Annotated in this window: 23 protein-coding genes; 9 read left to right on the forward strand and 14 right to left on the reverse strand. The window is 60.9% G+C overall.

Translation table 11 applies throughout. From position 1 onward, the window contains the following. Positions 1 to 27: 27 nt before the first annotated feature. Positions 28 to 1,500, forward strand: a complete 1,473-nt coding sequence (locus SB822_RS21575; RefSeq protein WP_039901852.1) for a sensor domain-containing diguanylate cyclase — start codon at positions 28 to 30, stop codon at positions 1,498 to 1,500. A 22-nt stretch (positions 1,501 to 1,522) separates the two neighbouring features. Here the strand turns inward: SB822_RS21575 and SB822_RS21580 are convergent, their stop codons facing one another. Continuing rightward, the gene (locus tag SB822_RS21580; protein ID WP_009769527.1) at positions 1,523 to 1,837 is read right to left on the reverse strand and encodes a hypothetical protein; all 315 of its coding nucleotides are present in this window, start codon (positions 1,835 to 1,837) and stop codon (positions 1,523 to 1,525) included. A 167-nt stretch (positions 1,838 to 2,004) separates the two neighbouring features. On the opposite strand from SB822_RS21580, the gene SB822_RS21585 reads away from it, so the two are divergent. Then, entirely contained in the window at positions 2,005 to 2,397 is a 393-nt protein-coding gene (locus SB822_RS21585; protein WP_086914568.1) for a VOC family protein, read from the forward strand. Between the two features lie 22 nt (positions 2,398 to 2,419). Here SB822_RS21585 and SB822_RS21590 read toward each other — a convergent pair whose 3' ends face one another. Beyond that, positions 2,420 to 3,400 carry an AraC family transcriptional regulator gene (locus SB822_RS21590; RefSeq protein WP_079489872.1) on the reverse strand — a complete coding sequence of 327 codons (981 nt, stop codon included), beginning with the start codon at positions 3,398 to 3,400 and terminating at the stop codon, positions 2,420 to 2,422. Positions 3,401 to 3,768: 368 nt separating this feature from the next. Between SB822_RS21590 and SB822_RS21595 the strand changes: the two genes are divergently transcribed. The 5 genes from SB822_RS21595 to SB822_RS21615 all read left to right on the forward strand — a co-directional run bounded on the left by SB822_RS21595 (position 3,769) and on the right by SB822_RS21615 (position 7,325). After that, on the forward strand, positions 3,769 to 4,821 hold the full coding sequence (locus SB822_RS21595; RefSeq protein ID WP_007746378.1) for an NAD(P)-dependent alcohol dehydrogenase: 1,053 nt from the start codon (positions 3,769 to 3,771) through the stop codon (positions 4,819 to 4,821). 188 nt (positions 4,822 to 5,009) lie between these two features. Continuing rightward, positions 5,010 to 5,969, forward strand: a complete 960-nt coding sequence (locus SB822_RS21600) for a LysR family transcriptional regulator (RefSeq protein WP_410855598.1) — start codon at positions 5,010 to 5,012, stop codon at positions 5,967 to 5,969. Positions 5,970 to 6,062: 93 nt separating this feature from the next. Then, on the forward strand, positions 6,063 to 6,545 hold the full coding sequence (tssD, locus tag SB822_RS21605; protein WP_410855599.1) for a type VI secretion system tube protein TssD: 483 nt from the start codon (positions 6,063 to 6,065) through the stop codon (positions 6,543 to 6,545). A gap of 13 nt (positions 6,546 to 6,558) precedes the next feature. Further along, positions 6,559 to 7,041 (forward strand): DUF2778 domain-containing protein, encoded by a 483-nt coding sequence (locus SB822_RS21610; RefSeq protein WP_079489088.1) that lies wholly within the window; start codon positions 6,559 to 6,561, stop codon positions 7,039 to 7,041. Continuing rightward, positions 7,038 to 7,325: a hypothetical protein gene (locus tag SB822_RS21615; protein ID WP_410855600.1), complete on the forward strand. Its 288-nt coding sequence runs from the start codon at positions 7,038 to 7,040 to the stop codon at positions 7,323 to 7,325. The genes SB822_RS21610 and SB822_RS21615 overlap by 4 nt, the downstream gene beginning before the upstream one ends. A gap of 69 nt (positions 7,326 to 7,394) precedes the next feature. Here SB822_RS21615 and SB822_RS21620 read toward each other — a convergent pair whose 3' ends face one another. Genes SB822_RS21620 through SB822_RS21650 form a run of 7 tightly spaced genes read right to left on the reverse strand, consistent with a single transcriptional unit; the run spans position 7,395 to position 14,779 of the window. Then, positions 7,395 to 7,685: a hypothetical protein gene (locus tag SB822_RS21620; RefSeq protein WP_410855601.1), complete on the reverse strand. Its 291-nt coding sequence runs from the start codon at positions 7,683 to 7,685 to the stop codon at positions 7,395 to 7,397. Positions 7,686 to 7,694: 9 nt separating this feature from the next. Beyond that, positions 7,695 to 8,159, reverse strand: coding sequence for a dihydroneopterin aldolase (locus SB822_RS21625; RefSeq protein ID WP_410855602.1), 465 nt, complete (start codon positions 8,157 to 8,159; stop codon positions 7,695 to 7,697). Then, positions 8,156 to 8,806, reverse strand: a complete 651-nt coding sequence (locus tag SB822_RS21630) for a sarcosine oxidase subunit gamma (RefSeq protein ID WP_410855603.1) — start codon at positions 8,804 to 8,806, stop codon at positions 8,156 to 8,158. The genes SB822_RS21625 and SB822_RS21630 overlap by 4 nt, the downstream gene beginning before the upstream one ends. After that, positions 8,796 to 11,795 carry a sarcosine oxidase subunit alpha family protein gene (locus SB822_RS21635; RefSeq protein ID WP_410855604.1) on the reverse strand — a complete coding sequence of 1,000 codons (3,000 nt, stop codon included), beginning with the start codon at positions 11,793 to 11,795 and terminating at the stop codon, positions 8,796 to 8,798. The genes SB822_RS21630 and SB822_RS21635 overlap by 11 nt, the downstream gene beginning before the upstream one ends. Then, positions 11,792 to 12,091: a sarcosine oxidase subunit delta gene (locus SB822_RS21640; RefSeq protein WP_007734729.1), complete on the reverse strand. Its 300-nt coding sequence runs from the start codon at positions 12,089 to 12,091 to the stop codon at positions 11,792 to 11,794. The genes SB822_RS21635 and SB822_RS21640 overlap by 4 nt, the downstream gene beginning before the upstream one ends. A 26-nt stretch (positions 12,092 to 12,117) precedes the next feature. Further along, the gene (locus SB822_RS21645; protein WP_007577905.1) at positions 12,118 to 13,362 is read right to left on the reverse strand and encodes a sarcosine oxidase subunit beta family protein; all 1,245 of its coding nucleotides are present in this window, start codon (positions 13,360 to 13,362) and stop codon (positions 12,118 to 12,120) included. A gap of 28 nt (positions 13,363 to 13,390) precedes the next feature. Beyond that, complete coding sequence (locus tag SB822_RS21650; protein ID WP_410855605.1) at positions 13,391 to 14,779, reverse strand: L-serine ammonia-lyase; 1,389 nt, start codon at positions 14,777 to 14,779, stop codon at positions 13,391 to 13,393. Positions 14,780 to 15,150: 371 nt separating this feature from the next. On the opposite strand from SB822_RS21650, the gene SB822_RS21655 reads away from it, so the two are divergent. Beyond that, entirely contained in the window at positions 15,151 to 16,236 is a 1,086-nt protein-coding gene (locus SB822_RS21655; RefSeq protein ID WP_007734732.1) for a GlxA family transcriptional regulator, read from the forward strand. A 366-nt stretch (positions 16,237 to 16,602) separates the two neighbouring features. Here SB822_RS21655 and SB822_RS21660 read toward each other — a convergent pair whose 3' ends face one another. From SB822_RS21660 to lhpH, 5 genes are all read right to left on the reverse strand, one after another. Then, entirely contained in the window at positions 16,603 to 17,322 is a 720-nt protein-coding gene (locus tag SB822_RS21660; RefSeq protein WP_410855606.1) for an N-acetylmuramoyl-L-alanine amidase, read from the reverse strand. A 7-nt stretch (positions 17,323 to 17,329) separates the two neighbouring features. Continuing rightward, entirely contained in the window at positions 17,330 to 17,869 is a 540-nt protein-coding gene (locus SB822_RS21665) for a PAAR domain-containing protein (RefSeq protein WP_410855607.1), read from the reverse strand. A gap of 295 nt (positions 17,870 to 18,164) precedes the next feature. Further along, positions 18,165 to 19,649, reverse strand: a complete 1,485-nt coding sequence (zwf, locus tag SB822_RS21670) for a glucose-6-phosphate dehydrogenase (RefSeq protein WP_007734180.1) — start codon at positions 19,647 to 19,649, stop codon at positions 18,165 to 18,167. A gap of 209 nt (positions 19,650 to 19,858) precedes the next feature. Continuing rightward, on the reverse strand, positions 19,859 to 20,776 hold the full coding sequence (lhpI, locus tag SB822_RS21675) for a bifunctional Delta(1)-pyrroline-2-carboxylate/Delta(1)-piperideine-2-carboxylate reductase (protein WP_410855608.1): 918 nt from the start codon (positions 20,774 to 20,776) through the stop codon (positions 19,859 to 19,861). A 22-nt stretch (positions 20,777 to 20,798) separates the two neighbouring features. Beyond that, positions 20,799 to 21,806 (reverse strand): trans-3-hydroxy-L-proline dehydratase, encoded by a 1,008-nt coding sequence (gene lhpH, locus SB822_RS21680; RefSeq protein ID WP_410855609.1) that lies wholly within the window; start codon positions 21,804 to 21,806, stop codon positions 20,799 to 20,801. 196 nt (positions 21,807 to 22,002) lie between these two features. Here lhpH and SB822_RS21685 point away from each other — a divergent pair, with 196 nt between their 5' ends. Further along, the gene (locus SB822_RS21685) at positions 22,003 to 22,740 is read left to right on the forward strand and encodes a FadR/GntR family transcriptional regulator (RefSeq protein WP_410855643.1); all 738 of its coding nucleotides are present in this window, start codon (positions 22,003 to 22,005) and stop codon (positions 22,738 to 22,740) included. The last annotated feature ends 465 nt before the right edge of the window (positions 22,741 to 23,205 follow it).

The following is a 23,205-nucleotide window of genomic DNA, read 5'->3' on the forward strand; positions in this document are numbered from 1 at the left end:
AGCGAGAAATTCGATTCTGGACCTGTCATGCCCAACCACCCTCGCCCGCGCTCCACAGCCGACGACGACTCGGAAATGTTCGATCTCGCGCCCGTCGCGCTCTGGCTCGAAGACTTCAGCGGCGTAAGGGCGCTGTTCGAAGACTGGCGCGCGCAAGGCGTGACGGATCTGCGTGCGCACATCGGCGAGGACATCAAGCGCGTGGCCGAGTGCGCGAGCCGCATCCGCGTCATCAAGGTCAACCAGCAGACACTGTCACTGTTCGAAGCCGCGGATTTCAGCGCGCTGACGGACAACCTGTCGGCGATCTTTCGCGACGACATGCTGAAGACGCACCTTGAAGAACTGTGCCAGCTCTGGTCCGGCCAATCGCACTTCACGAGCCAGACGGTCAACTACACGCTGGGCGGCCGGCGTCTGGACGTGCTGCTCAAGGGCAAAGTGCTGCCGGGCCATGAGGAACGCTGGGACCGCGTGCTGGTGTCGACGGAAGACATTACTGAACTGGAAGGGGCGCGCCATCGCGTGACGGCGGCCGAGCAGTACGTGCGCGGGCTTTTCGAGTATTCGCCCGTGTCGCTGTGGGTCGAGGATTTCAGCGCCGTCAAGCATCTGCTCGACGACGCGCGCGCGGCGGGCATCACCGATTTCCGCACCTTCACGGACGTGCACCCGGAGTTCGTCGAGCGCTGCATGGCCGAGATTCATGTGCTCGACGTCAACCAGCACACGCTGGAGATGTTCGCTGCGCCCGACAAGAAGACGCTGCTCGGCCGCCTTCCCGAAGTGTTCCGCGACGACATGCGGCCGCATTTCCGCGAGCAGTTGATCGACCTGTGGGACGGCAAGCTGTTCCAGCAGCGCGAAGTGCTCAACTATTCGCTCGAAGCGAACGAGGTGCACGTGCATCTGCAGTTCTCCGTGCTGCCGGGACACGAACGCACATGGGACCTGGTGCTCGTCGCGCTCACCGACATCACCGCGCGCAAGAAGGCCGAAGCGTATCTGGAGTTCCTCGGCAAGCACGACGTGCTGACCAAGCTGCGCAACCGCTCGTTCTATGTGGATGAACTGAACCGGCTCGAACGCAAAGGGCCGTTCCCGGTGACGGTCATCATGGCCGACCTCAATGGCCTCAAACGCGTGAACGATCAGCTCGGCCACGCCGCCGGCGACGCGCTGCTGCGCCGCGCCGGTGAAGTGCTCGCGAAAGCGATGGAGACGCCGTTCAACGCGGCGCGTATAGGCGGCGACGAGTTCGCGATCCTGCTGCCCGGCACCGACGAGCGCGGCGGCGCGATGATGATCGAGACAATCCGTCAGCTGGTCGATCTGAACAACCAGTTCTATCCGGGCTCGCCGATCACCTTCTCGATGGGGATGGCGACCGTGCAGCGCGGCGAACGGATCGAAGCGGGCGTGCAGCGCGCCGATCTGCTGATGTATGAGGAAAAGCGCGCGCACTACACATCGCAGGAAGCAAACGGCGCGCAGAAGTAAGCTTTTTCGTTTCGCGGCGAAGTCAGCTTTTCACGGGCACGCCGTATGTGCCGACGATGCGCCTGTCCTGTTCGGCCGCGGAGAACAGCTCCCATTCGAGCCCGTTGACGTCGAGGCTGCTCGAATAGCCTTCGACCGCGTCGTCCTCGAAGCCGACATGGCGCAACTGCCCTGCTTTTTCGGGCTTTTCGTTGATCGAGAAGTTAAGCAGATCAGTGCGCCACATCGCGTACTGACCCGGCACGACGGCCGAGGGCGGTTGTCCGAGACGCTCGCTATAGTCGGCAATCGATTCGTCGAGGTTCGCAACGGCGAGCGCGATGTGAAAACGCTTCATGATGATGGGCTCCGTGAGTGTTGTTCGCGAGTGTTGTTCGCGAGTTTTATTTGAATAGACAGCGCAGCCATCGTAACCACCACGCAAAAGCGTAGCCAGATCAGCATTCATGCTGGTATCGGCGTTACCTGCCTTGCCTTGTTTCCGCCTGAAAGGAGCCGTATTCGATGCTTTCCCACGTATTCATCGGCGTCAACGATTTCGAGCGGGCGTTTGCTTTCTATTCGGCGGTGCTTGCCGATCTCGGACTCGTGCTGAAGTTTCGCGAGGACGACCGGCCCTGGGCGGGATGGATGAAGCCGGGCGTCGCGCGGCCGCTGTTTCTCGTCGGCAAGCCGTTCGACGGCGCGCCTGCCGTTGCGGGCAATGGCCATATGGTCGCGCTGCTGGCGGCGGACCGTCTCACCGTCGATCGCGTGCACGCGACGGCCCTTGCGAATGGCGCCGCGTGCGAAGGTCCGCCAGGGCTGCGCCCCGAATATCACGCGAACTACTACGGCGCCTACTTCCGCGATCTCGACGGAAACAAGCTTTGCGCGTGCTGCCACGACGCCGCGTGACAGCACCACTTCGTGCGCCGCTTCAGTTCGTTGTCACGTACTTCGGGACGGCGCGTTGCGGCTGCGGCGGCACGACGGGGTCCAGCGTGCCGCGCATACGCTTCACTTCATCGACGGGACTTAGACCGAACAGACGCTTGAATTCACGGCTGAACTGCGACGCGCTTTCATAACCGACGCGCGCCGCCGCCGCGCCCGCGTTCAGCCCGTCCTGCACCATCAAGAGACGCGCGTGATGCAGACGCGTGGTCTTCACATACTGCATCGGCGAAGTCGACGTGACGTTCTTGAACTGCGCGTGAAAGACCGCGAGGCTCATGCCCGATTCGCGCGCGAGCGTCTCGACATCGAGATCGCCGTCGTACTCGGTGTGAATGCGGCGCAATGCCTTCGCGATACGGCCGAAGTGATGCTGATGCGTGAGCGCCGCGCGTATCGCATTGCCCTGCACGCCCGTCAGCACGCGATAGCAGATCTCGCGCACGATCGACGGCGCGAGAATGCGGGCGTCGACAGGCGACACCAGCGCTTCGAGCAGACGCAGCACGGCATCGCTTAGCGGCTGGTCGAGCGGCGTCGAGTAAATGCCGCGCGGCTCGCTGTCGACGGCGCCGTGCGTTTCGTTGAGCAGCATCAGCAGCTCGGCGACCATCGTCAGATCGACGCGAACCGAAATGCCGAGGAACGGCTCGTCCACGCTCGCCTCCGTCTCGCACTCGAACGGCAGCGGCACGGACAGCACGAGATACTGTTGCGCGTCATAAATGTACGCGTGGTCGCCGAGGTAGCCGCGCTTGCGGCCCTGGCAGACGATCACGATGCTCGGCTCGTACATCACGGGACGGCGCGGCATCGGATGATTCGCGCGCAGGAACTTGACGCCTTCGAGCGGCGCGTCCGTCATGCCTTCGGCGGGCGCGAGCGTGCGCAGCAATTCGACCATGCGCTGTTGCGGCGAGCGCTCCGCGAGCGGTGAGCCATTTGAAAGTTTTGTGTCGGACATGATGAAATCCATTCGGCGATAACATGCGACGCCAGAGAATATGGCTTGAAATCTAGCATTAAATGGCCTACTGCGGATGGCTCCAGGAGAAATAGGCAAGCCTTCAAGATGTTCAGGTATTCCCTGGGAGGCGCCCGGTCCCTAACATGGGAACCCTGTCGCAAAGCCCGCTACCTGTCCGCGACACACCGTCCGGCGCCTCGCACGAGGCCTGCCAACCCTGCGTTGCCGCTTGCATGCAGCGCTTACGCCCATCGGACGGACCTCACGGCGGACATTCCGCGTGCCTCGGCGCACGACAGATTCAACCGCCGCGCGAGCATGCTGCGCGGCGCCTCGCGCAATTGCATCTACAAGCTGGAGCCCTCATGTCCACGACCTACGCCTATGCCGCAACCGACGCGCAATCGAAACTCGCGCCGTTCGAATTTCAGCGTCGCGACCTGCGCGAACACGATGTACAGATGGAAGTCCTGTTTTGCGGGGTCTGTCATTCGGACCTGCACCAGGCTCGCAACGAATGGAAGAACACGATTTTCCCCGTCGTCCCGGGCCATGAGATCGTCGGCCGTGTGACGAACGTTGGGTCGCAAGTGACGAAGTACAAGGTCGGCCAGCTGGTCGGCGTCGGTTGTCTGGTCGATTCGTGCCGCACGTGCCCGAGTTGCCAGGAAGGCCTCGAGCAGTATTGCGAGAACGGCTTTGTCGGCACGTACAACGGCAACGACAAGCAGACGGGCGCCGTGACCTACGGTGGCTATTCGACGCAACTCGTCGTCGATGAAGAATTCGTGCTGCGCGTGCCGGAAAACCTCGACCCCGCTGGCGTCGCGCCGCTGCTGTGCGCGGGCATCACGCTGTATTCGCCGCTGCGCACGTGGGGCGCGGGGCCGGGCAAGAAGGTTGGCGTCGTCGGACTGGGTGGCCTTGGCCACATGGGCGTGAAGATCGCGCACGCGATGGGCGCGCATGTCGTGCTGTTCACGACGTCGGCATCGAAAATCGAAGACGCGAAGCGCCTCGGCGCGGATGAAGTGGTGATCTCGAAGAACCCGGCCGAGATGGAAGCGCATGTGAACAGCTTCGATCTGATCGTCAACACGGTCGCGGCGCAGCACGATCTGAATCCATTCATCAACCTGTTGAAGCGCGATGGGACGCTGACGCTGGTGGGTGCGCCGGAGCACGATCATCCGTCGCCGCAGGTGTTCAACCTGATCATGAAGCGCCGTCGTCTGGCGGGATCGCTGATCGGCGGCATTGCCGAGACGCAGGAAATGCTGGACTTCTGCGGCAAGCACGGCATCACCTCGGACATTGAGATGATTCAGATGCAGCAGATTAATGAAGCATATGAGCGCATGTTGAAGAGCGATGTGAAGTACCGCTTCGTCATCGATCTCGACTCGCTCCGCAAGTAACGGGCAGCAGGACCCAGCCGCTTTACCCCTTCCATCCAGGCCGCGCAGGACGGCGGCCTGTCCCTGCTTCCCGCCTCGCATCAGCATTGCATGTGCAGTATCGGCGCGCCTCCCTACCGGGACGGGGTGTGCCGTGGTGTTTTCCGCTCGTTGTCTTTTTCTGGAATGTCCCGTTTTTGGAGAGTTCCGTGATCGATCGTATCCAGGCGATGCGCACGTTCATGCGTATCGTCGATACCAATAGCTTTACACGCGCCGCCGAGTCGCTCGAGATTCCGCGCGCGACGGCAACAACGATTGTTCAGAACCTGGAAGCGCTGCTGGGCACGACGTTGCTTGTGCGTACGACGCGGCGTCTTAATCTCACGCCCGAGGGCGCTGCGTATTACGAGCGCTGCGCGCAGATTCTCGCCGATATCGATGAGATGGAAGCGACGCTGCGTCAGACGCTCGATAATCCCAGCGGGCGTTTGCGGGTGGAGATGCCTGGGGCTGTGGCAACTTCGATCGTGCTGCCCGCGCTTGATGATTTTCATGAGCGTTATCCGAGTATTGATCTCGCGATTGGTGTGAGTCATCGCAATGTGGATCTTGTCGGCGAGGCGGTGGATTGCAGTATTCAACTTGGTGAGTTGCCGGATTCAGGGCTGGCTGCGAAGCGGCTTGGGTCACTGGAGCACGTGACGTGTGCTAGTCCGGCTTATCTTGAGCGATATGGGATGCCTGAGAGTCTTGATGATCTTTCCGGGCATGTCGCGGTTAATTGCATGTCGATGATTACCGGGCGTGCTGTTGACTTTGATTTTGACGTTGGGGGGAGTCCTCTTACTGTTAAGGTGGATGGATTTATCAAAGTCAGCGATGAACATGCTTACCTGACCTGCGGACTGCAAGGGCTTGGGTTGATTCAGCCAGCGAGGATTGCTGCGCAGGCTTTGTTGGATCAAGGCTTGTTGCGGGAAGTGCTGCCGCAGTGGAAGCCTGTGCCGATGCCCGTTTCGGTGGCTTATGTGAAAGGGCGACGCGTCTCGCCGCGAGTCAGGGCGTTTGTTGATTGGCTTTCAGCGTTGTTTGAGCATCAAGGGCATGTTCAGGCAGATATGTCGCGGGTGAGGATGTTGATGCGAGGCGGGTTGCATGCAGCGTGACGGCGCCCTGTACTTCGCAACACTTTTTTTCAATCCGTTCTCCACTCGATGCTAAAAGCCTGATCTCCAATAAAAAAGAAGGAGATCGGCTCTATGGCAATCCCATTGCATCTATGGCTGAAAGATGAACGCGGGGCGGAAATCCGCGGATCGAGTCGGGTAGCTGGACGTGAAGGAAGCATCGAAGTACTGAGCCTCACGCATGGCATGCACGCAGATACCGATCACTCGACCGGCAAGCTGATTGGCGGGCGGACGCACCGCCCGCTAACCATAGAAAAGGAGCTTGATCGTTCTTCACCGCTGCTCTACATGGCAATCGCACGTGGTGCGACCTTGCAATCAGCCGAACTCAAGTGGTATCGCATCAACGATGCAGGGCGCGAAGAAGAGTACTTCAACATCTTCCTGCGACAGGTGAAGGTCGTCTCGGTCACACCGAAATTACTTAATATCAAGGAGCAGACTTCAGTCCACCACAATCACTTTGAAGCTGTGGAATTCCGTTACGAGGAAATCACGTGGTGTTATCTCGACGGAAATCTGAAGTTCAAAGATGCATGGAACCTGCTTTGAGGGAGACGACGCAATGCCCGTGCACTGTACGTTCTCACTCAATAATCAGGACACATCGGATCTCTACTGTTCCGGATACGGCACGGTCAAAGCATTTTCAGGTGCGGGGCGTGGGCGTGACAATCCGGATGCAACTGCAATGCAAGATGTCGGCCCTTTGCCGCGCGGGACCTACTACATTGTCGACCGGCAGTCGGGTGGGATGATGGGATGGTTATACGATTGGGCCGGCGAACACGGAATCGGTACGACAGACCGCTCCAAATGGTTCATGCTCTGGAATCCGAGCGGCGGCGACACGACGAACATCAATGGAATCAAACGAGGTTCGTTCCGGCTGCACCCCAGAGGTCCGCTCGGTCTGAGCCACGGTTGCGTAACCGTCCTGTATCCGCCCGACTTTGAATCGCTCGCGCGATATATTCGCGCGCGGCCGCCCGAGCTTCCCGTGCCGGGCGCGGCATTCCGCGCGTACGGCAGACTGGAGGTCTGGTGAGACGACTGCTGTCTATCACAATCTTTTTCGCCTGTACCTGTGCTGGCGGCTGGTTGCTGGCGTGCATCGCCACATCGTTTCCGTTCGAGATGCCGGTGTTCCTGTACCACTTCATCCGTCGCTGGATAGCTATCAGCGGCTTTGACAAACTGGACAATCCCGAGGACATTCAAACCCTTGGCCTGTTATGCCTGATCGCGGCGTGTTGGGTATTCGCCGCTCTCACGACTTGGCTTGTCATGCTATTCATTCGCCGCCGACAAAGACATTCGCATCGACTTTGACATCACGGGCATCTCAGTATCGGCGGTTTCGAATGCGTGATCGTGTGGGGCGCGACGCCCGGGTTCAGGTCAACCCGGGCACTCGTCGTGTTCATCCAGGCTTTGACGCCCTCTTCTCACCCGCGCCTCCCCCACAACTCTGGCCAAGGCATCCGGACTCATCCGTGCAGCAACATCCCGCACATACTTATGATGCCTGGCATCGAGCGCCGCCTCAAGATACTGCGCCTGCAAATACCGAATCAAAGCAATCCGCCGATGCCCAAGCGCAATACTCTGATCGAGCAGCGCGACGGCGGCATCGGCGTCTCCAGCCGCATACGCACGCTTGACCAGTTCGGACGTTTGCGCACGCGACATATCAACGGCTCAGCGCAAAACAGAACCAGCGCGATGCGCCTCGAAATCGCCCCGCGTCCAGTCCAGCTCAACCCCAATCCGCCTCGTGCCCTCACGAATCTTAGGCTTATGCAATGCCAGCGTAATAGCCTCAAGCGCAGGCCACTCGGCAAACGAAAGCAGAGCAATCTCAACAGCAAGCGTCTCCAGCATCCGCGTATGCGGCTTCGTAGAAAGAAACTCACTCACGCGATTGCAATACCGCTCATAGTCGATCATCGCGTGCAAGCCCTCCTCCGAAGGCTCGCAGCGATAAGAGAGACTCGCATCGATCACAACCGGCTGCGCCGCAAGATGCTCATGCGCATGAATACCAATTCGCGTCGCCACGACTAGCTCATCGATAAACACACGCCAGCCCTTGCCTCTAGCGGCGCCACGCACATCAGAAGAAGCACGCACATAAGCCGCCAACGGCTCCTCGAACGGCTTCACGACAGCAGCGGCTCAGCCGCATCGAGCATGATACGAACGAAGTAATCGGCGAAGCTACGGCGCACGACGATCTCATACGCATCATCCGCAACAGGCACGAGCACGATCGACGCCTTGAAGTAATGACTCTGCGCGCACTGCCCCGGCGCAAGAATGCGAGGATGCAGATCCAGCGGACAGCCCCGCGCAATCACGTCACGCACCTTCTCGCCGCTCACTTCGAGCACCGTCCAGCCGCTGCCGATATCCACTGCCGAAGCAAACTGCCCTTGCAGCGCTTCGACCAGCTTATCCTCGGCAACAGGCGCCTGAGGTTGCTGCGATCGCACGAGCCATTCATCGGGCCCGAGCCACAGCACGTCATAGCCATTGCCGCGCGCAACGGTATTGGGCTTCGCCGGCGGACGGCAACCCGTCACGCTTTCGACTGCGCTGAGAAACCCGGCATCACCCACATCGCCACGCAGACTCACGAGATCGCAAAACGCCTTCTCGCGCAGATGAAATTTCTTCGACGGCACGGCCACATGCTTCTTCACCAGTTCGCCCACACCAGCGAGCGGTGACTCCTGCCACGGTTGTCCCGCCACCCGGTTCGCGACAGCCGATGTTGCGCCCGGTGCATTGTTCCTAGCTTCATTCCACATGTTGACGCACTCCTTCGGTGTCGTAGAAAACGGGGCTGGCGATCTTCGCGGCGATCTGCTTGCCGCTCGCCAGCGGAATCGTCACGTTTTGCCCCATCTTGTTCAGGCCGCCCTTGACCACGGCGAGCGCGATCGAACGATTCAGAATCGGGCTGTAGTAGCTCGACGTCACGTGCCCAAGCATCGGCGCCGTATCGCCCTGGAACGGACCGGCGACGATCTGGCTGCCCTCGGGAAGCACCAGCTGCGGATCGTCGGTGAGCAGGCCAACGAACTGCTTGCGCCCATCCTTCGCGGTATCCGAGCGCGCCAGTGAACGACGTCCGAGGAAGTCCTTCGTCTTCGCGACCAGTCCGCCCATTCCGAGATCGTGCGGTGTAACCGAACCATCCGTATCCTGGCCGACGATGATGTAGCCCTTCTCCGCGCGCAGCACGTGCATCGTTTCCGTGCCGTACGGCGTGATGTCGAACTCGGCGCCCGCGGCCATCAGCGCTTCCCACACCGCGCGGCCCATGTTCGCCGGCACGTTCACTTCGTAGGCAAGCTCGCCCGAGAAGCTGATCCGCATCACGCGCGCCTTCACGCCTGCGACAGTACCGTTGCGATACGACATGAACGGGAACGCCTCGTTGGCGAAGTCGATATCGCTGCAAATCTTCTGCACGACCTTGCGGCTCTTCGGACCGACGACGGCGAACGTCGCCCAGTGATCGGTGACGGACGCGAGGCGCACCTTCATGTCCGGCCATTCCGTCTGCAGCCAGCGTTCCATCCACGTCAGCACTCGCGCCGCGCCGCCCGTCGTGGTCGTCATCATGAAGTGCTGATCGGCGAGGCGCACGGTCACGCCGTCATCGAACACCATGCCGTTTTCATCGAGCATCAGGCCATAGCGGCACTTGCCGACTTCGAGCTTGCTCCACGGATTCGTGTACATCCAGTTCAGCAGCTTCGCTGCGTCAGGCCCCTGAATGTCGATCTTGCCGAGCGTCGACGCATCGAGAATGCCGACGCTGTTGCGCACCGCGAGGCATTCGCGCTTCACGGCCGCATGCAGATCTTCGCCGCTCTTCGGAAAGTACCAGGGACGCTTCCAGTTGCCGACGTCCTCGAACATTGCGCCGTTCTCGACGTGCCATTCGTGCACGGCCGTCTTGCGGATCGGATCGAGCAGATCGCCGAGTTCGCGGCCTGCGAACGTGCCAAAAGTCACGGGCGTGTAGTTCGGACGGAACGTCGTCGTGCCCGTTTCGGGAATCGTCTTGCCGAGCGCATCGGCAAGAATCGCCATGCCGTTGATGTTGCCGAGCTTGCCCTGATCGGTGCCGAAGCCCATCGCCGTGTAGCGCTTCACGTGCTCGACGGATTCGAAGCCTTCGCGCGCAGCCAGCAGAATGTCTGCCGCCGACACGTCGTTCTGGAAATCGACGAACTGCTTCGCGCCGCGCGCCGCTTCCGCGCGGCTGCCGACCAGCCACAGCGGCTGCAACGGCGACTCGACGACTTCTGCGGCCTGCGGCACTTGCGGACGCGTCACGGCGTATCCGATCGACTTCACTGCTTCGACGCCCGCATCGACAGCAAGACGCAGACCGCGCGCGAGGCTGAATTCGCCCCCTGCCGCGCCGATGCTCGTTTCCGGCTGCATGCCCTTGCCCGGCACGAAGCACACCTTCGTGTCGTTCCAGTGCGCCTTGCCGCCCGATTGCGCGAACAGATGCAGCACAGGGCTATAACCGCCCGACATCGCGACGAGATCGCACGGGAGGTCCGCCTGCTTCGCGCCCGTCTTGCCGTTCGCATACGCGACCACTTCGACCGACGTGACGTGCAGCTTGCCATGCGCCGTCATCACGGCCGCGTTGTTGATGATCTTCACGCCATGACGCCGCGCCGCTGCCTGCAATGCGCCGCTGCCCTGGGCACGCGGATCGACGACCGTCACGCTCGCGCCGCACGCTTTCATGTCGAGCGCGCACTGGTAGCCCGCGTCGTTGTTCGTGAACACGACGGCATTGCGGCCCGGCAACACGCCAAAGCGATGGATGTACGTCGAGACCGCCGACGCCATCATCACGCCCGGCAGATCGTTGTTGCCGAACACGATGGGACGCTCGTGCGCGCCCGTCGCGAGAATCACGCGCTTGGCGCGGATCTTCCACAGCAGTTCGCGCGTGCCCTTTCGCATCGACACGGGCAGATGATCCGTCAGACGCTGCGTCACCGTGACGAGGTTGTGGTCCTGATAGCCGAACGCCGTGCTGCGCGACAGGATCGTCACATCGGGCATGCGCGACAGTTCCGCTTCGATCTTCTCGACCCAGCTCAACGCCGCGCGTCCGTCGATCTCCGTCTTGCCCGACAGCAGACTACCGCCGAGTTCGCGCTGATCGTCGACGAGAATCACGCGCGCGCCGCTCACGGCCGCCGCGTGCGCCGCAGCGAGACCCGTCGGGCCGCCGCCGACCACCAGCACGTCGCAATGCGCGTAGCACTTGTCGTAGCGATCGGCGTCGAGCACTTCGGGCGACTTGCCCAGACCCGCTGCTTCGCGAATCTTCTCTTCATACTTCGGCCAGAACTTCGCCGGCCACATGAACGTCTTGTAGTAGAAGCCCGCGGGCATGAAGCGCGCGAATTTCTGGTTGATCGCCATGCGGTCATGCTCGAGATTCGGCTCGGCATTCACGCTATTCGCAACCAGCCCCTGATACAGCTCGATTTCCGTCGCGCGCGCATTCGGCACCGTGTACGCGCCGCGCTCCAGTTGCACGACGGCATTCGGTTCAGCCACATCAGCCGTGACGATGCCACGCGGGCGGTGATACTTGAAACTGCGCGCGACGAAGTGCACGCCGTTCGCGAGCAGTGCCGAGGCGAGCGTGTCGCCCTGAAAGCCCTGATACGTGCGTCCGTTGAACGTGAAGGTCAGCGGAATCGCGCGGTTGATGCGCCCACCGGCGCCGAGGCGGTTGTTCTGGCTCATTGCTTGTTGCCCCCTTGTGCGTCGCTGGACGTATTGCCTGTCTTGAAGGTCTCGTAACCCTGGATCTGATACGAGACGGTATCGCGCGTCGCCATGAACCAGCGGCGGCAGCCCTGCGTGTGCAGCCATTGCTCCCGATGCACGCCACGCGGGTTCTTGCGCATGAACAGGTACTCGCCCCATTCCCTGTCAGTGAGCTTGTCGGTGTCGAGCGGACGTGCAATGTCAGCTTCACCGCCGCAGCTAAATTCGGATTCGGCGCGCGGCCCGCACCATGGGCATTCGATTGTCAGCATGATTGTCTCTCTCAGCGTGCGTGCGTTTAGTGGGCCACGGCAGCCGCGCCGTGTTCGTCGATCAGATGGCCGGAATAGAAACGGTCCAGCGAGAACGCCGCGTTCAGCGGATGCGGTTCGTCGTTGGCGATCGTGTGCGCGAACACCCAGCCCGAGCCCGGCGTCGCCTTGAAGCCGCCCGTGCCCCAGCCGCAGTTGAAGTACAGACCCTTCACGTCGGTCTTGCTGATGATCGGGCATGCATCCGGAGACACGTCGACGATGCCACCCCACTGGCGGTTCATCCGCACGCGCGAGAACACCGGGAACATTTCGACGATCGCCTGCAAAGTGCCTTCGATAATGTGGAAACTGCCGCGCTGCCCAAAGCCCGTGTACTGGTCGACGCCCGCGCCGATCACGAGATCGCCCTTGTCGGACTGACTGATGTACGCGTGCACCGCGTTCGACATGATCACCGTGTTGACGACGGGTTTGATCGGCTCCGAAACAAGCGCCTGCAACGGATGGCTTTCGAGCGGCAGACGGATACCCGCCATATCGGCGAGCGTCGTCGTGTTGCCTGCTGCGACGACCGCGACCTTCTTCGCCTTGATGAAACCCTTCACCGTATCGACGCCCGTCACGCGGCCGCCGTCGCGGCGAATGCCCGTCACCTGGCAGTTCTGGATGATGTCGACGCCCGCCTGATCCGCACCGCGTGCGAAGCCCCACGCAACGGCATCGTGACGCGCGACGCCCGCACGACGTTGAATCGATGCGCCGAGCACGGGATAACGGCTATTCAGGTTGATAGTCGGCTCGATTTCCTTGATCTGCTCGGGCGTGAGGAATTCTGCATCGACGCCGTTCAAGCGGTTCGCGTTCACGCGGCGCTCGGTGTCGCGCACGTCCTGCAGTGTGTGTGCGAGATTCAGCACGCCGCGCTGCGAGAACATCACGTTGTAGTTCAGGTCTTGCGACAAGCCTTCCCACAGCTTCATCGCCTTCTCGTACAGCGCCGCCGATTCGTCCCACAGATAGTTCGAACGCACGATCGTCGTGTTACGCGCCGTGTTGCCGCCGCCGATCCAGCCCTTCTCCAGAATCGCGACGTTCTTCACGCCGTGTTCCTTGGCAAGGTAATACGCGGTCGCAAGACCATGCCCGCCGCCGCCGACGATCACGACGTCGTATTCCTTCTTCGGCTCCGGGCTCCTCCACTGTCGCTCCCAGTTCTCGTGATACGACAACCCGTTGCGGAACAGACTGAATATCGAATAGCGGCTCATCTTGCAGACCCCTCGTTGCGCGTTACCATTAGCATTCGATGACGTTCACGGCCAAACCGCCGCGCGACGTCTCCTTGTATTTCGTTTTCATATCGGCACCCGTTTCGCGCATCGTCTTGATGACGTTGTCGAGCGTCACGTAGTGCTGGCCGTCGCCCTTGAGCGCCATGCGCGATGCGTTCAGCGCCTTGACCGCGCCCATCGCGTTGCGCTCGATGCACGGAATCTGCACGAGGCCGCCGACGGGGTCGCACGTCATGCCGAGGTTGTGTTCCATGCCGATTTCGGCGGCGTTCTCGACTTGCGACGGCGTGCCGCCCATCACGGCCGCGAGCGCCGCCGCCGCCATCGAGCACGCGACGCCCACTTCGCCCTGGCAGCCCACTTCCGCGCCCGAGATCGACGCCGTTTCCTTGTAGATGATGCCGATGGCGGCCGCCGTCAAAAGGAAATCGACGATGCCGCTTTCGTTCGAGCCCGGCACGAACTTCACGTAGTAGTGCAGCACGGCGGGAATCACGCCCGCTGCGCCGTTGGTCGGCGCGGTGACGACGCGGCCGCCGGCAGCGTTCTCTTCGTTGACGGCCATCGCATACAGGTTGACCCAGTCGAGCATCGACAGCGGATCGCGCAGCGACTCTTCCGAACGCGTGCGCAGTTGCACGGTGAGATCGGCGGCGCGGCGCTTCACGCGCATCGGGCCGGGCAGTTCGCCGTGCATCTTGCAGCCGCGCTCGACGCACGCGGCCATCGTGCGCCAGATCGTCAGCAGGCCTTCGCGCACGTCTTCCGGGGCGCGCGACGCGCATTCGTTGGCGAACGTCACCTGCGCGATGGACAGGCCGCTTTCGCGGCACACGCGCATCAGGTCGTCGCCGGTGCGGAACGGATACGGCACTTCACCGCCCGCGCGCACGCCGTTGACGCGATCGCCTTCGCGATTCACGACGAAGCCGCCGCCGACCGAGTAATACTCTTTTTCGACCAGCAGCTGGCCGTTCTCGTCGAAGGCCTGAAAGCGCATGCCGTTCGGATGCACGACGCTACCCGTTCCGCTCATCAAGCGCCGGAAGAAGGCAATGTGCTCTTTTTCGTCGAAGTCGATCTCGTGCTTGCCGAGCAGCGACAGGCGCTTGCCCTTGCGGATATCGACCAGGCGCGGTTCGATCAGGTCGGGATCGATGGTGTCGGGCAGATGGCCTTCGAGGCCGAGCAACGCGGCCTTGTCGGTGCCGTGGCCCTTGCCCGTCGCGCCGAGCGAGCCGTACAGCTCGACTTTCACGCGGCGCACGAATGCGAGCAGGTTCGCATCCTCGATATGGGAAGCGAAGCGGCAGGCGGCGATCATCGGGCCGACTGTGTGCGAACTCGATGGGCCGATGCCGATCTTGAACAGGTCGAAAACGCTGACGTTCATGGAAACCTTGCTCAGGTAGGTGGGCGGAAACGCGTGGACTCCGCAGTGACGCCAGTACACCAAAGCGTAAAATCCGCCGATAGAACAAAAACGGCATCGACGTGGGATGGCGACGCCAGATGGCGCCTGGACTTCGTTTCTCTGCAACTCAGTGACGGAAAAACGCAAGTCCGGGCCCGGGACGAGCGTGCCGGAGCCCAAGCCACGTGGGGATGAACGCGCTTCGCATCTGCGCAAGTCGGTGTCGGAAAAGGACAAGAGCCGCAAGCGCGAATCGGCGACGCTAGGGTTATCCCGCGTGCGGGCGCGTTTGGGTTTCGCGTTTTTGTTATCAGTCGATTGAACCTGCCGGACCACTGCGCCATCGCGCCATGACCATCGTTGATTCGCTACCGTTGACTTCCATCGATGCGCTGCCCAAAGAGCGCATCCGCTTCGGCATCATCCTGCTGCCGAACTTCACGCTGACGGCGTTTTCCGGCTTCGTCGACATGCTGCGCCTATCCGCCGACGAAGGCGATTACAGCAAGCCCGTACGCTGCTCGTGGAGCGTGATCGGCGACACGCTCGCGCCCGTGCGCGCGAGTTGCGGCATCCAGATCACGCCTTGGGAAACCTTCGCCGACGCGGAGCCGTTCGACTATGTGGTCGTCGTCGGCGGACTGTTGCATTCGGGGCCGCAGGCGAACGACGAGACCTTGCAGTTCATTCGAGCCGCCGCGCGCGGAAGTACGACGCTGGTCGGCATCTGCACGGGCGTGTTCGCGCTGATGCGCGCGGGCGTGCTCGACGAGCACCGGATTTGCGTGAGCTGGTTTCACTACTGGGATTTCGTCGAGCGCTTTCCTTCCGTCAATTCGGATGCGCTGATCGCGGACCGGCTGTTCGTGATCGACCGTCGACGGATTACGTGCTCGGGCGGACGGGCTTCGATCGATGTGGCAGCGGCGATTCTGCTGCGTCATTTCGAGACGGCGACCGTGCAGAAGGCGCTGCGGATTCTGCTGGTCGGCGAAATGCAGAAAGGGAACGCGCCGCAGCCGCATCCGCCTGGGCTGGAGCCGGCGACGCATCCGAAGGTCAAGCGCGCGATTTTGTTGATGGAGCAACATGTCGGGCGTACGTTGCCGCTGGAGGAGCTGGCTTGCAAGCTGGATTTGTCGCCTCGGCAACTGGAGCGGTTGTTCAAGGCAGAGACGGGGAAAAGTCCGCAGGCGTTTGCGAAGCAGGTTCGGTTGAGAACGGCGGCGTGGCTGTTGACGAGTTCGGATCGGACGGTGGCGGATATTGCGTCGAGTTGCGGGTTTTCTGATGCGTCGCACCTGGGGCGCGAGTTCAGGAAGGAGTTTGGGATGCCGCCTGTGATGTTTAGAGAGCAGCGCGGGGGAACGCCGGTTGAGGGAGATGCGTCGGTCGCTTATGAGGAGACGTTTCCGGGGAGGGTGGATGTGTTTTGAGGGTGGCACGCTCCCCATAGAACACGCTTGACACGCTGTCCGCAAACTGTGCTTATTGTAAGTATCCAGGCTTTAGCGCCTTACATTTTTCAAGTGCCTGAGTACTGTTATTGTCGATACCCAATCGATATTTGCAATACTCGGCAAAACGCGATCTTTCAGAAATTGATAATTGATCGATCGGCTTGTCATCACCTTCATTGGCAAATGGATCGTAGAATTCCATTATTAATGTGGGGTGACGCTTTATGAAAAACGTAGTTTGTACTTCGTCATCCAGATACGATCGAACGTAACCCGTCTTTGCAATTACGAGCGCGCAGATTCCCACGATGAAGACGCACGGCAAATACACCCGCTGCATCTTCATGGCGCGTTCAGTCCTGTTGCGCGCCGCAACTCCTGAACCAGCGCCAAACCAACGCTACCGGGACAAATTTTACCTTCGCCCAATTGCCCGGGAAACTCGCGATGCCCGCCGAGTGTTTCGATGAAGAAGAACTCGCTCAATATGTCGATGAGTGTCCGCAACGCTCGTTGTTGCCGCTCAACTATTTTTGGACGCTGAATGAAACCAACGCGATCCAGCAAGGTACGAATCGCCGCGACGCCATCATTGCCTTCATAAGGTGCCGACAGATTTTCAAGCAATACGATGCCAATTACCCCCGTATTGTAGTTATGAACACTCTCGCCCTTGAACCGAATGTCGCGCCCTTCGAATACGTTGCCGAAGCAGTCAAGCGCGTAGTGATAGCCGATGTCGTCCATTGCCGCAGCACGTTTTCCCATCTGCATTTCCTGGATTTCCTGCAACTGCAGCGCGGCGGGTCCGCATGAAAAACTTCGTCCGGCGTGGTGTATTGCGATTTTGCTGTAATTCCAATCATCAATCATCCGTTCCGAGCGGTTCTTGTGGGCCGCCCAGTCCGATCGTGTGACAAAATTCAAGCCTCGGACCTGAATGAGATTGATGATGGCTTGTCGCGTAGCCGCGCGGTTATTAACCTTGATTTCAACAGCTTGATCTTTCGTGCTCCCGATAGCGGAGCAGGCCGAAGTCCAATGTTCAACGTTGTAATCCATCGCGGCATCAGTTCTCTTCGTTATGCCTCAAAAGGCGTTTTGGCGAGGTATAGATGGCGTGAACATCGACCGATTGTTCGCCATTCGTTTCGATCATCGCGTACCCGTTTTCGTCAGTCACTCCAGTTCGCCGGATACCCGCGACATTCGCGATGAATTTTTGATTCGCCAATCCCTCTCCCGTTGTGGCATCGCTCACCAGAAACCAGAAGATGGCCTTGGCGTTTTCCTGTTTCGCAGATTCAGCCACTGAAATCGCCGCTTCGCCTCCACTCGTAAAGAGAAACGTCGATGCTGCACTCGCGAGCACAACGTTCTTCCCACAAGGACACATCACCCGGTCCAGATGTTTGACCATCGGGCGGCCATCGACCAGGCAATCATTCGCGGAACCGTATACCGGGAAACCGCCATTGCAGTTTCCGCATGTCGCCAGATCGCCTTTCAGCGCATACGGACGTTGCTTTTCATCGAAGACAGTCGAAGTGCCACGGATGATGTGACCGCCCGTCGTGGTGCGGTCGCCTGCAACGGCAAGCCTCTGCATTACAAACTCACCGGGCAAGCGGTCCGGCTACGTTGCTCGACATGCGCGCCAACGGAAACGAAAAAACACGCGAACTTGTTAAGCGTCACTTTCAACATGATTCGGCTTCCTTTGAATGTCACGACACGACAGCTTCAACGAGGATAACCGACAGTTACCGCTACTTATGTAAAAGTGCGTCAAAAGTGACATTGGCACATTTAGTCAGAAACGCGCTGCGCTTTTTCCTTATTTTCGATAATCGCGCGAGAACGCTGAAAACAAAAAGGCGGACCCGTGGTCCGCCTTCGTTATCTTACGACTCCTCCGACCAAACCATATTATCCCGCGCCATCATCGCCGTCGAAGCCCCCGGCCCGAACGTCCCTGCCGTATAGCCCCTCGGCTTGTCGCCATTACGCTTCCACGCTTCGATGATCGGATCGACCCACGTCCATGCCGCTTCCAGTTCATCGCGGCGCATGAAGTGAGTGAGCCTGCCGCGCACGACGTCGATCAACAGACGCTCATACGCTTCCGCGCGACGGCTCGTGAACGCCTGCTCCAGATCGAGATTCAGATTGACGGGCAACGTCCGCATCCCACTACCCGGCTCCTTGGCAAGCATCTGCAACTGGATCGACTCATTCGGCTGCAACTGGATCACCAACCGGTTCCCACAATTACGCGGACCACAAGGACTATTCGGCATGATCGAAAACGGCAGATCCGCGAACTCGATCACGATCTCCGACAGCTTCTTCGCCATCCGTTTGCCCGTGCGCAGATAGAACGGCACGTTCGCCCAGCGCCAGTTGTTGATATGCGCGCGCAACGCGACAAAGGTTTCCGCGCGGCTATCGGCGGGCACGTTCGCTTCTTCCAGATAACCCTTCACCGGCTCGCCGCCGACAGCGCCCGCCGTGTACTGTCCACGCACCGTATCGCGCGAGATGTCTTCGGCCGTCATCGGACGCAGCGAACGCAGCACCTTCAGCTTCTCGTCGCGCACGGCATCGGCGTCGAGCGAAACGGGCGGCTCCATCGCGACGATACACAGCAGTTGCAGCAAGTGGTTCTGCACCATGTCGCGCATCGCGCCCGTATGGTCGTAGAAGCCCGCGCGCGTGCCCACGCCGACCGACTCCGCCACCGTGATCTGCACGCTGCGGATATACGGCGCCTGCCACAGCGGCCCGAAGATCGCATTGCCGAAGCGCAGCACCATCAGGTTCTGCACCGTCTCCTTGCCGAGGTAGTGGTCGATCCGGTAGATCTGATGCTCGGAGAAATGCTTGCCGACAGAATCGTTGATCGCCTGTGCGGACGCCAGATCGTGACCCAGCGGTTTTTCCAGCACGACGCGCGAATACTCGTCGAGCAGACCGTGCGACGAGAGGTTGTCGCAAATCGTCGTGAACAGTTCCGGCGACGTCGACAGATAGAACACGCGCAGCGCATTCGGGCGCGATGCCTCGGCAAGGCGCTCGTAATCGGCGGCCTGGTCGACATTGACGCGCACGTATTCGAACAGCGACAGGAAGCGGTCCCATGCGCCCGATTCATACGCACCGGATTCGATGAACGGACGGCTCTGCTCGTCCATCCATTTCAGATAATCGTCACGCACCCATTCACGGCGGCCGATCGCGAGAATGCGCGTTTCGGCGGGCAGATTGCCGTGCGTGTGCGCCATGTACAGCGCGGGCAGCAGCTTGCGGGCTGACAGGTCGCCGGCGCCGCCGAAAATGATCATGTCGAGCGGGCGGTCCGGCGAAGCAGGAGCGGTGGAAGTCGTCATAGCGCGGTCGCAAAAATTAACTGCTGGGAAAAACGCAAGCCCGTCCGGACCAACCTTTCAGGCAGCGCTGAAATCGGGCAGGTTTGCGCGAGACGACTATGTTGCAACGTTTTAGGATTGTTTGCACGCTTACTGTCGTGACACGGCACGCACGTTCGTTCCGCTTCGCCTTTACACGCGGTCTGCGGCGACAAAGGACGTGCGAGGTCTCAACCCGCGCCCAGCGCTCCCCGCGCAACACGCCCCGCCGCCAGATCCCACGCCGCGCAGCCGACGGTCTTGAAGACGATGGGCGTATCGAACGATGGCTGGCTCGCCAGCGCGTCCTTGATGCCCGTCACCGTCGACCAGTCGATGCCCGCCTGGATGAAGTCCCCCGCTTCGTGCTTCGCGCCCGCGAGATCGTCGACATACAGCGTGCTACCCGCGAGCGTGCGCGCGCCGATCTCGCACATCTGCGGCGTGAACGCGCCGACGCCGATCACGAGCCGTCCCGCGCGCGGCGCTTCGTCGTAGACAGCCTGGCGGCTCGTCGTCAGCGCGACGACGGTGTCGACGGAATCGGGAATCGTCGCATCGCTCAGGACTTGCAGATCGCGCACCGTGCCGCGCAGTGCGTCGCAGAACGCCTGCGCACGCGCCGCCGATGTGCCACGCACGCGCACGCGCGCCTCCGGATACAACTCGCCGATCGCCCGCAGATGGCTCGCGGACTGCGTGCCCGTGCCGATCAGCAGAATGTCTTTCGGTGCGTCGCGGGAAAGTGTCTCGATGCCGAGCATCGTCATCGCGGCCGTGCGGCGTCCCGTGACGGTCGGCCCGTCGAGAATGAACAGCGTCTTGCCCGTGTCCGGGTCGAACGCCATCACCTGGCCGTGGATGGTCGGCAGTGCGCGCTCGCCGTTACGCGGACAGACGTTGACGAGTTTGTGTATCGCGAGATCGGATGCCGCGGCGGGCATCGAGAGCATGATGCCGTTGTCGTTCAGCGGCACGACGAGCCGCTCGGGGCTCACGACGCGCCCGGCTGCGTAGTCGGCGGCGGCTGTCTTCAGCGCGTCGACGAGCGCGCGAAACGGAATCAGGCGTGCCGTGCCGGCGGCGTCGAAAATCGGCGTGCTGCTCATATCGGGGCTGCTCCTTGCGCGTTCAGCGCACCAGAAAACCATACGTCAGCGGATCGCGCTCATCGACGAGCCAGTTCGCGAAACCGCAAATATGCGCGTCGCCTTCGATCTCGGGAATCACGGCATCGAAGCGGTCGAGCTTCGTCTCGGACAACACACGCCCACGAAACACCGTGCCGATTATCGACTCGTTGACGAGCGTCTCGTCCTTGCGCAGTTGCCCGCGCAGATACAGTTGCGCGACGCGCCCCGCCGTGCCCGAACCCGTCGGCGAGCGGTCCACTTCGCGGTCGGCGAACACGCAGCAGTTGGCTTGCGTCGAGCCCGCGTGGCGCGGCGCGTTGTCGATGATCGTGCCGTAGATGTGATTGATCTCGGGAATATGCGGATGTTCGACCTTGAATGCTTCATTCGCCGCGCGCTTCACTTCGGCGCCGAACTGGATCAGCCGGTCCACGTGGTCTTCGCGCACATCGAGTCCGAACGGTTCACCCGATGTGTAGAAGTAAAACGCGCCGCCGAACGCGATATCGCCGCGCACGGTGCCGAAGCTGGGCGTCTCGACGCTCACGTCGCGCTGCCAGATGAACGACGGCACGTTGACGAAGCGCACGCTGCCTGCGTGATCGCCGTCCCATTTGACGAACGCTTCGATGAAGCCGCAAGGCGCATCGATGCCGACGCGCGTTTCCGGCTCTGTGCGCTCGACCCAGCCGAGCGAGACGGCCGTTGTCGCCAGCGCGATCACGCCGTGGCCGCAATGGTCGCTATAGCCCTCGTTGTGAACGAAGATGATGCCGAAGTCCGCGCCTTCCGTGACGGGATCGGTCAGATAGCCGCCGTACATGTCGGCGTGGCCGCGCGGCTCCAGCATCAGCGCGCGGCGCAGATGATCGGCGTGCTCTTTGAGCCACGCGCGCCGCTCGACGATGGTCTTGCCGGGCATCTTCGGCAGCCCGCTCGTGACGATGCGGAACGGCTCGCCGCCCGTATGCACTTCGACCGTGCTGATCATGCGATTCAGCTTCATGATGCGTTCGTTCCTCGCAAGAAAGCTTCGGGCCGTTGCCTGTCCAACATATCGTCTCGCTCCATCGTCTTTGTCTTATACTGGATCGAAATGTAGACCAGCTTTGGTTGACGATCAACCAGTTTCAAAATTTATCCATCAAACTGGTTTGAATTCGGCACGTATCACATTGTCATCTGTCGCACGGTATCCATCCATGGCCTCGACCTCATTCGCACTGGAACGCGCGTTTCGCCCGAAGCAGATTTACGAGCAGGTCGCGGAGCGCATGCGCGGCGACATTCGCAGCGGTCAGTTCGCGCCTGAAGCGCGGTTGCCCTCGGAGCGCGATCTCGCCGCGCGGTTTGGCGTTGGACGGCCCGCTGTGCGGGAGGCGCTGGGCGCGTTGCAGAACGAGGGTTTGGTCGTTACGCGGCGCAATTCGGGCACTTACGTCTGCGCGGACGCGTTGCAGCGGTTGGCGGCGGCGCCGGCTTCTGGCGAGGTGTCGGGTGATGCAGATTTCAGCCCCACGTCGGCGCTCGATGTCCGTTTGATCCTGGAGCCTGCCATCGCGCGCCGCGCAGCCGCCAATGCGCAGCGTGACGAGCTTGCCGAGCACTACCTTGCGCAGATGGATTCGATCGACGATGTCTCCGATGCCGTGCAGCGCGCGCTATGGAACGATAGCGATCGTTTGTTTCATCGGCAGCTTGCTGTGATGACGGGCGATGCCCTGCTCGTCAAGATCGCCGACGAAGTGGCTAAGGCTATGGATCAGCCTTTGTGGAAACGGCTAAAGGATGATGGGATTCATGATCCTGGGCGGATCAGGCTTTATGTTTCTGAGCATCGGTTGATCTATGAGGCCATTGTTGATGGTGATGCCGACGCGGCTGCGTTTTATGTCGAGCAGCACATCAGGCGAGTGCGGAGGGATATAGCGCCTAAGTAGGTTTTTTTTGTCTGCGGACGCTGGTGTGGTTTGCTTGTGTTTTTGCTGGCATCCGCGGTTTGGCTTCGTGGCGCAGGCGGTTTGGTTTTTTGGAGTTTGCGCGGGCATCCGCGTTATGGTGTTTGCCGTTCAAGCGTCGCCCCTGTGCGGGGCGGCACCTACTTTTCTTTGCCGCCGCAAAGAAAAGTAGGCAAAAGAAAGCGGCTAACACCGCCAACATTTCTTCTCGCCTGAGGGCCCCCAAACGGTCCCACGCTTCACGCGGCAAGGTATCTGCTCGCCTGCGTTGCCAACGCTCTCTCTGTACGCCTCACCCGCTTCATGCACCCGCGTTGCGGCATGCCGTGCCAGATATTCCTCCGCCGCCCAGGTGGCAAACTGTGTGTAGGCTTTCGCGCCATACGCGCACCAAGCTCGGTGGTTCTGGTAAGAGCACTAACCTGTACGGTGCGACAACCTACACAC

Origin of the sequence: Paraburkholderia sp. SIMBA_054 (assembly GCF_046534875.1) — a bacterium.
In the GTDB taxonomy this organism is placed as follows: Bacteria; Pseudomonadota; Gammaproteobacteria; order Burkholderiales; family Burkholderiaceae; genus Paraburkholderia; species Paraburkholderia hospita.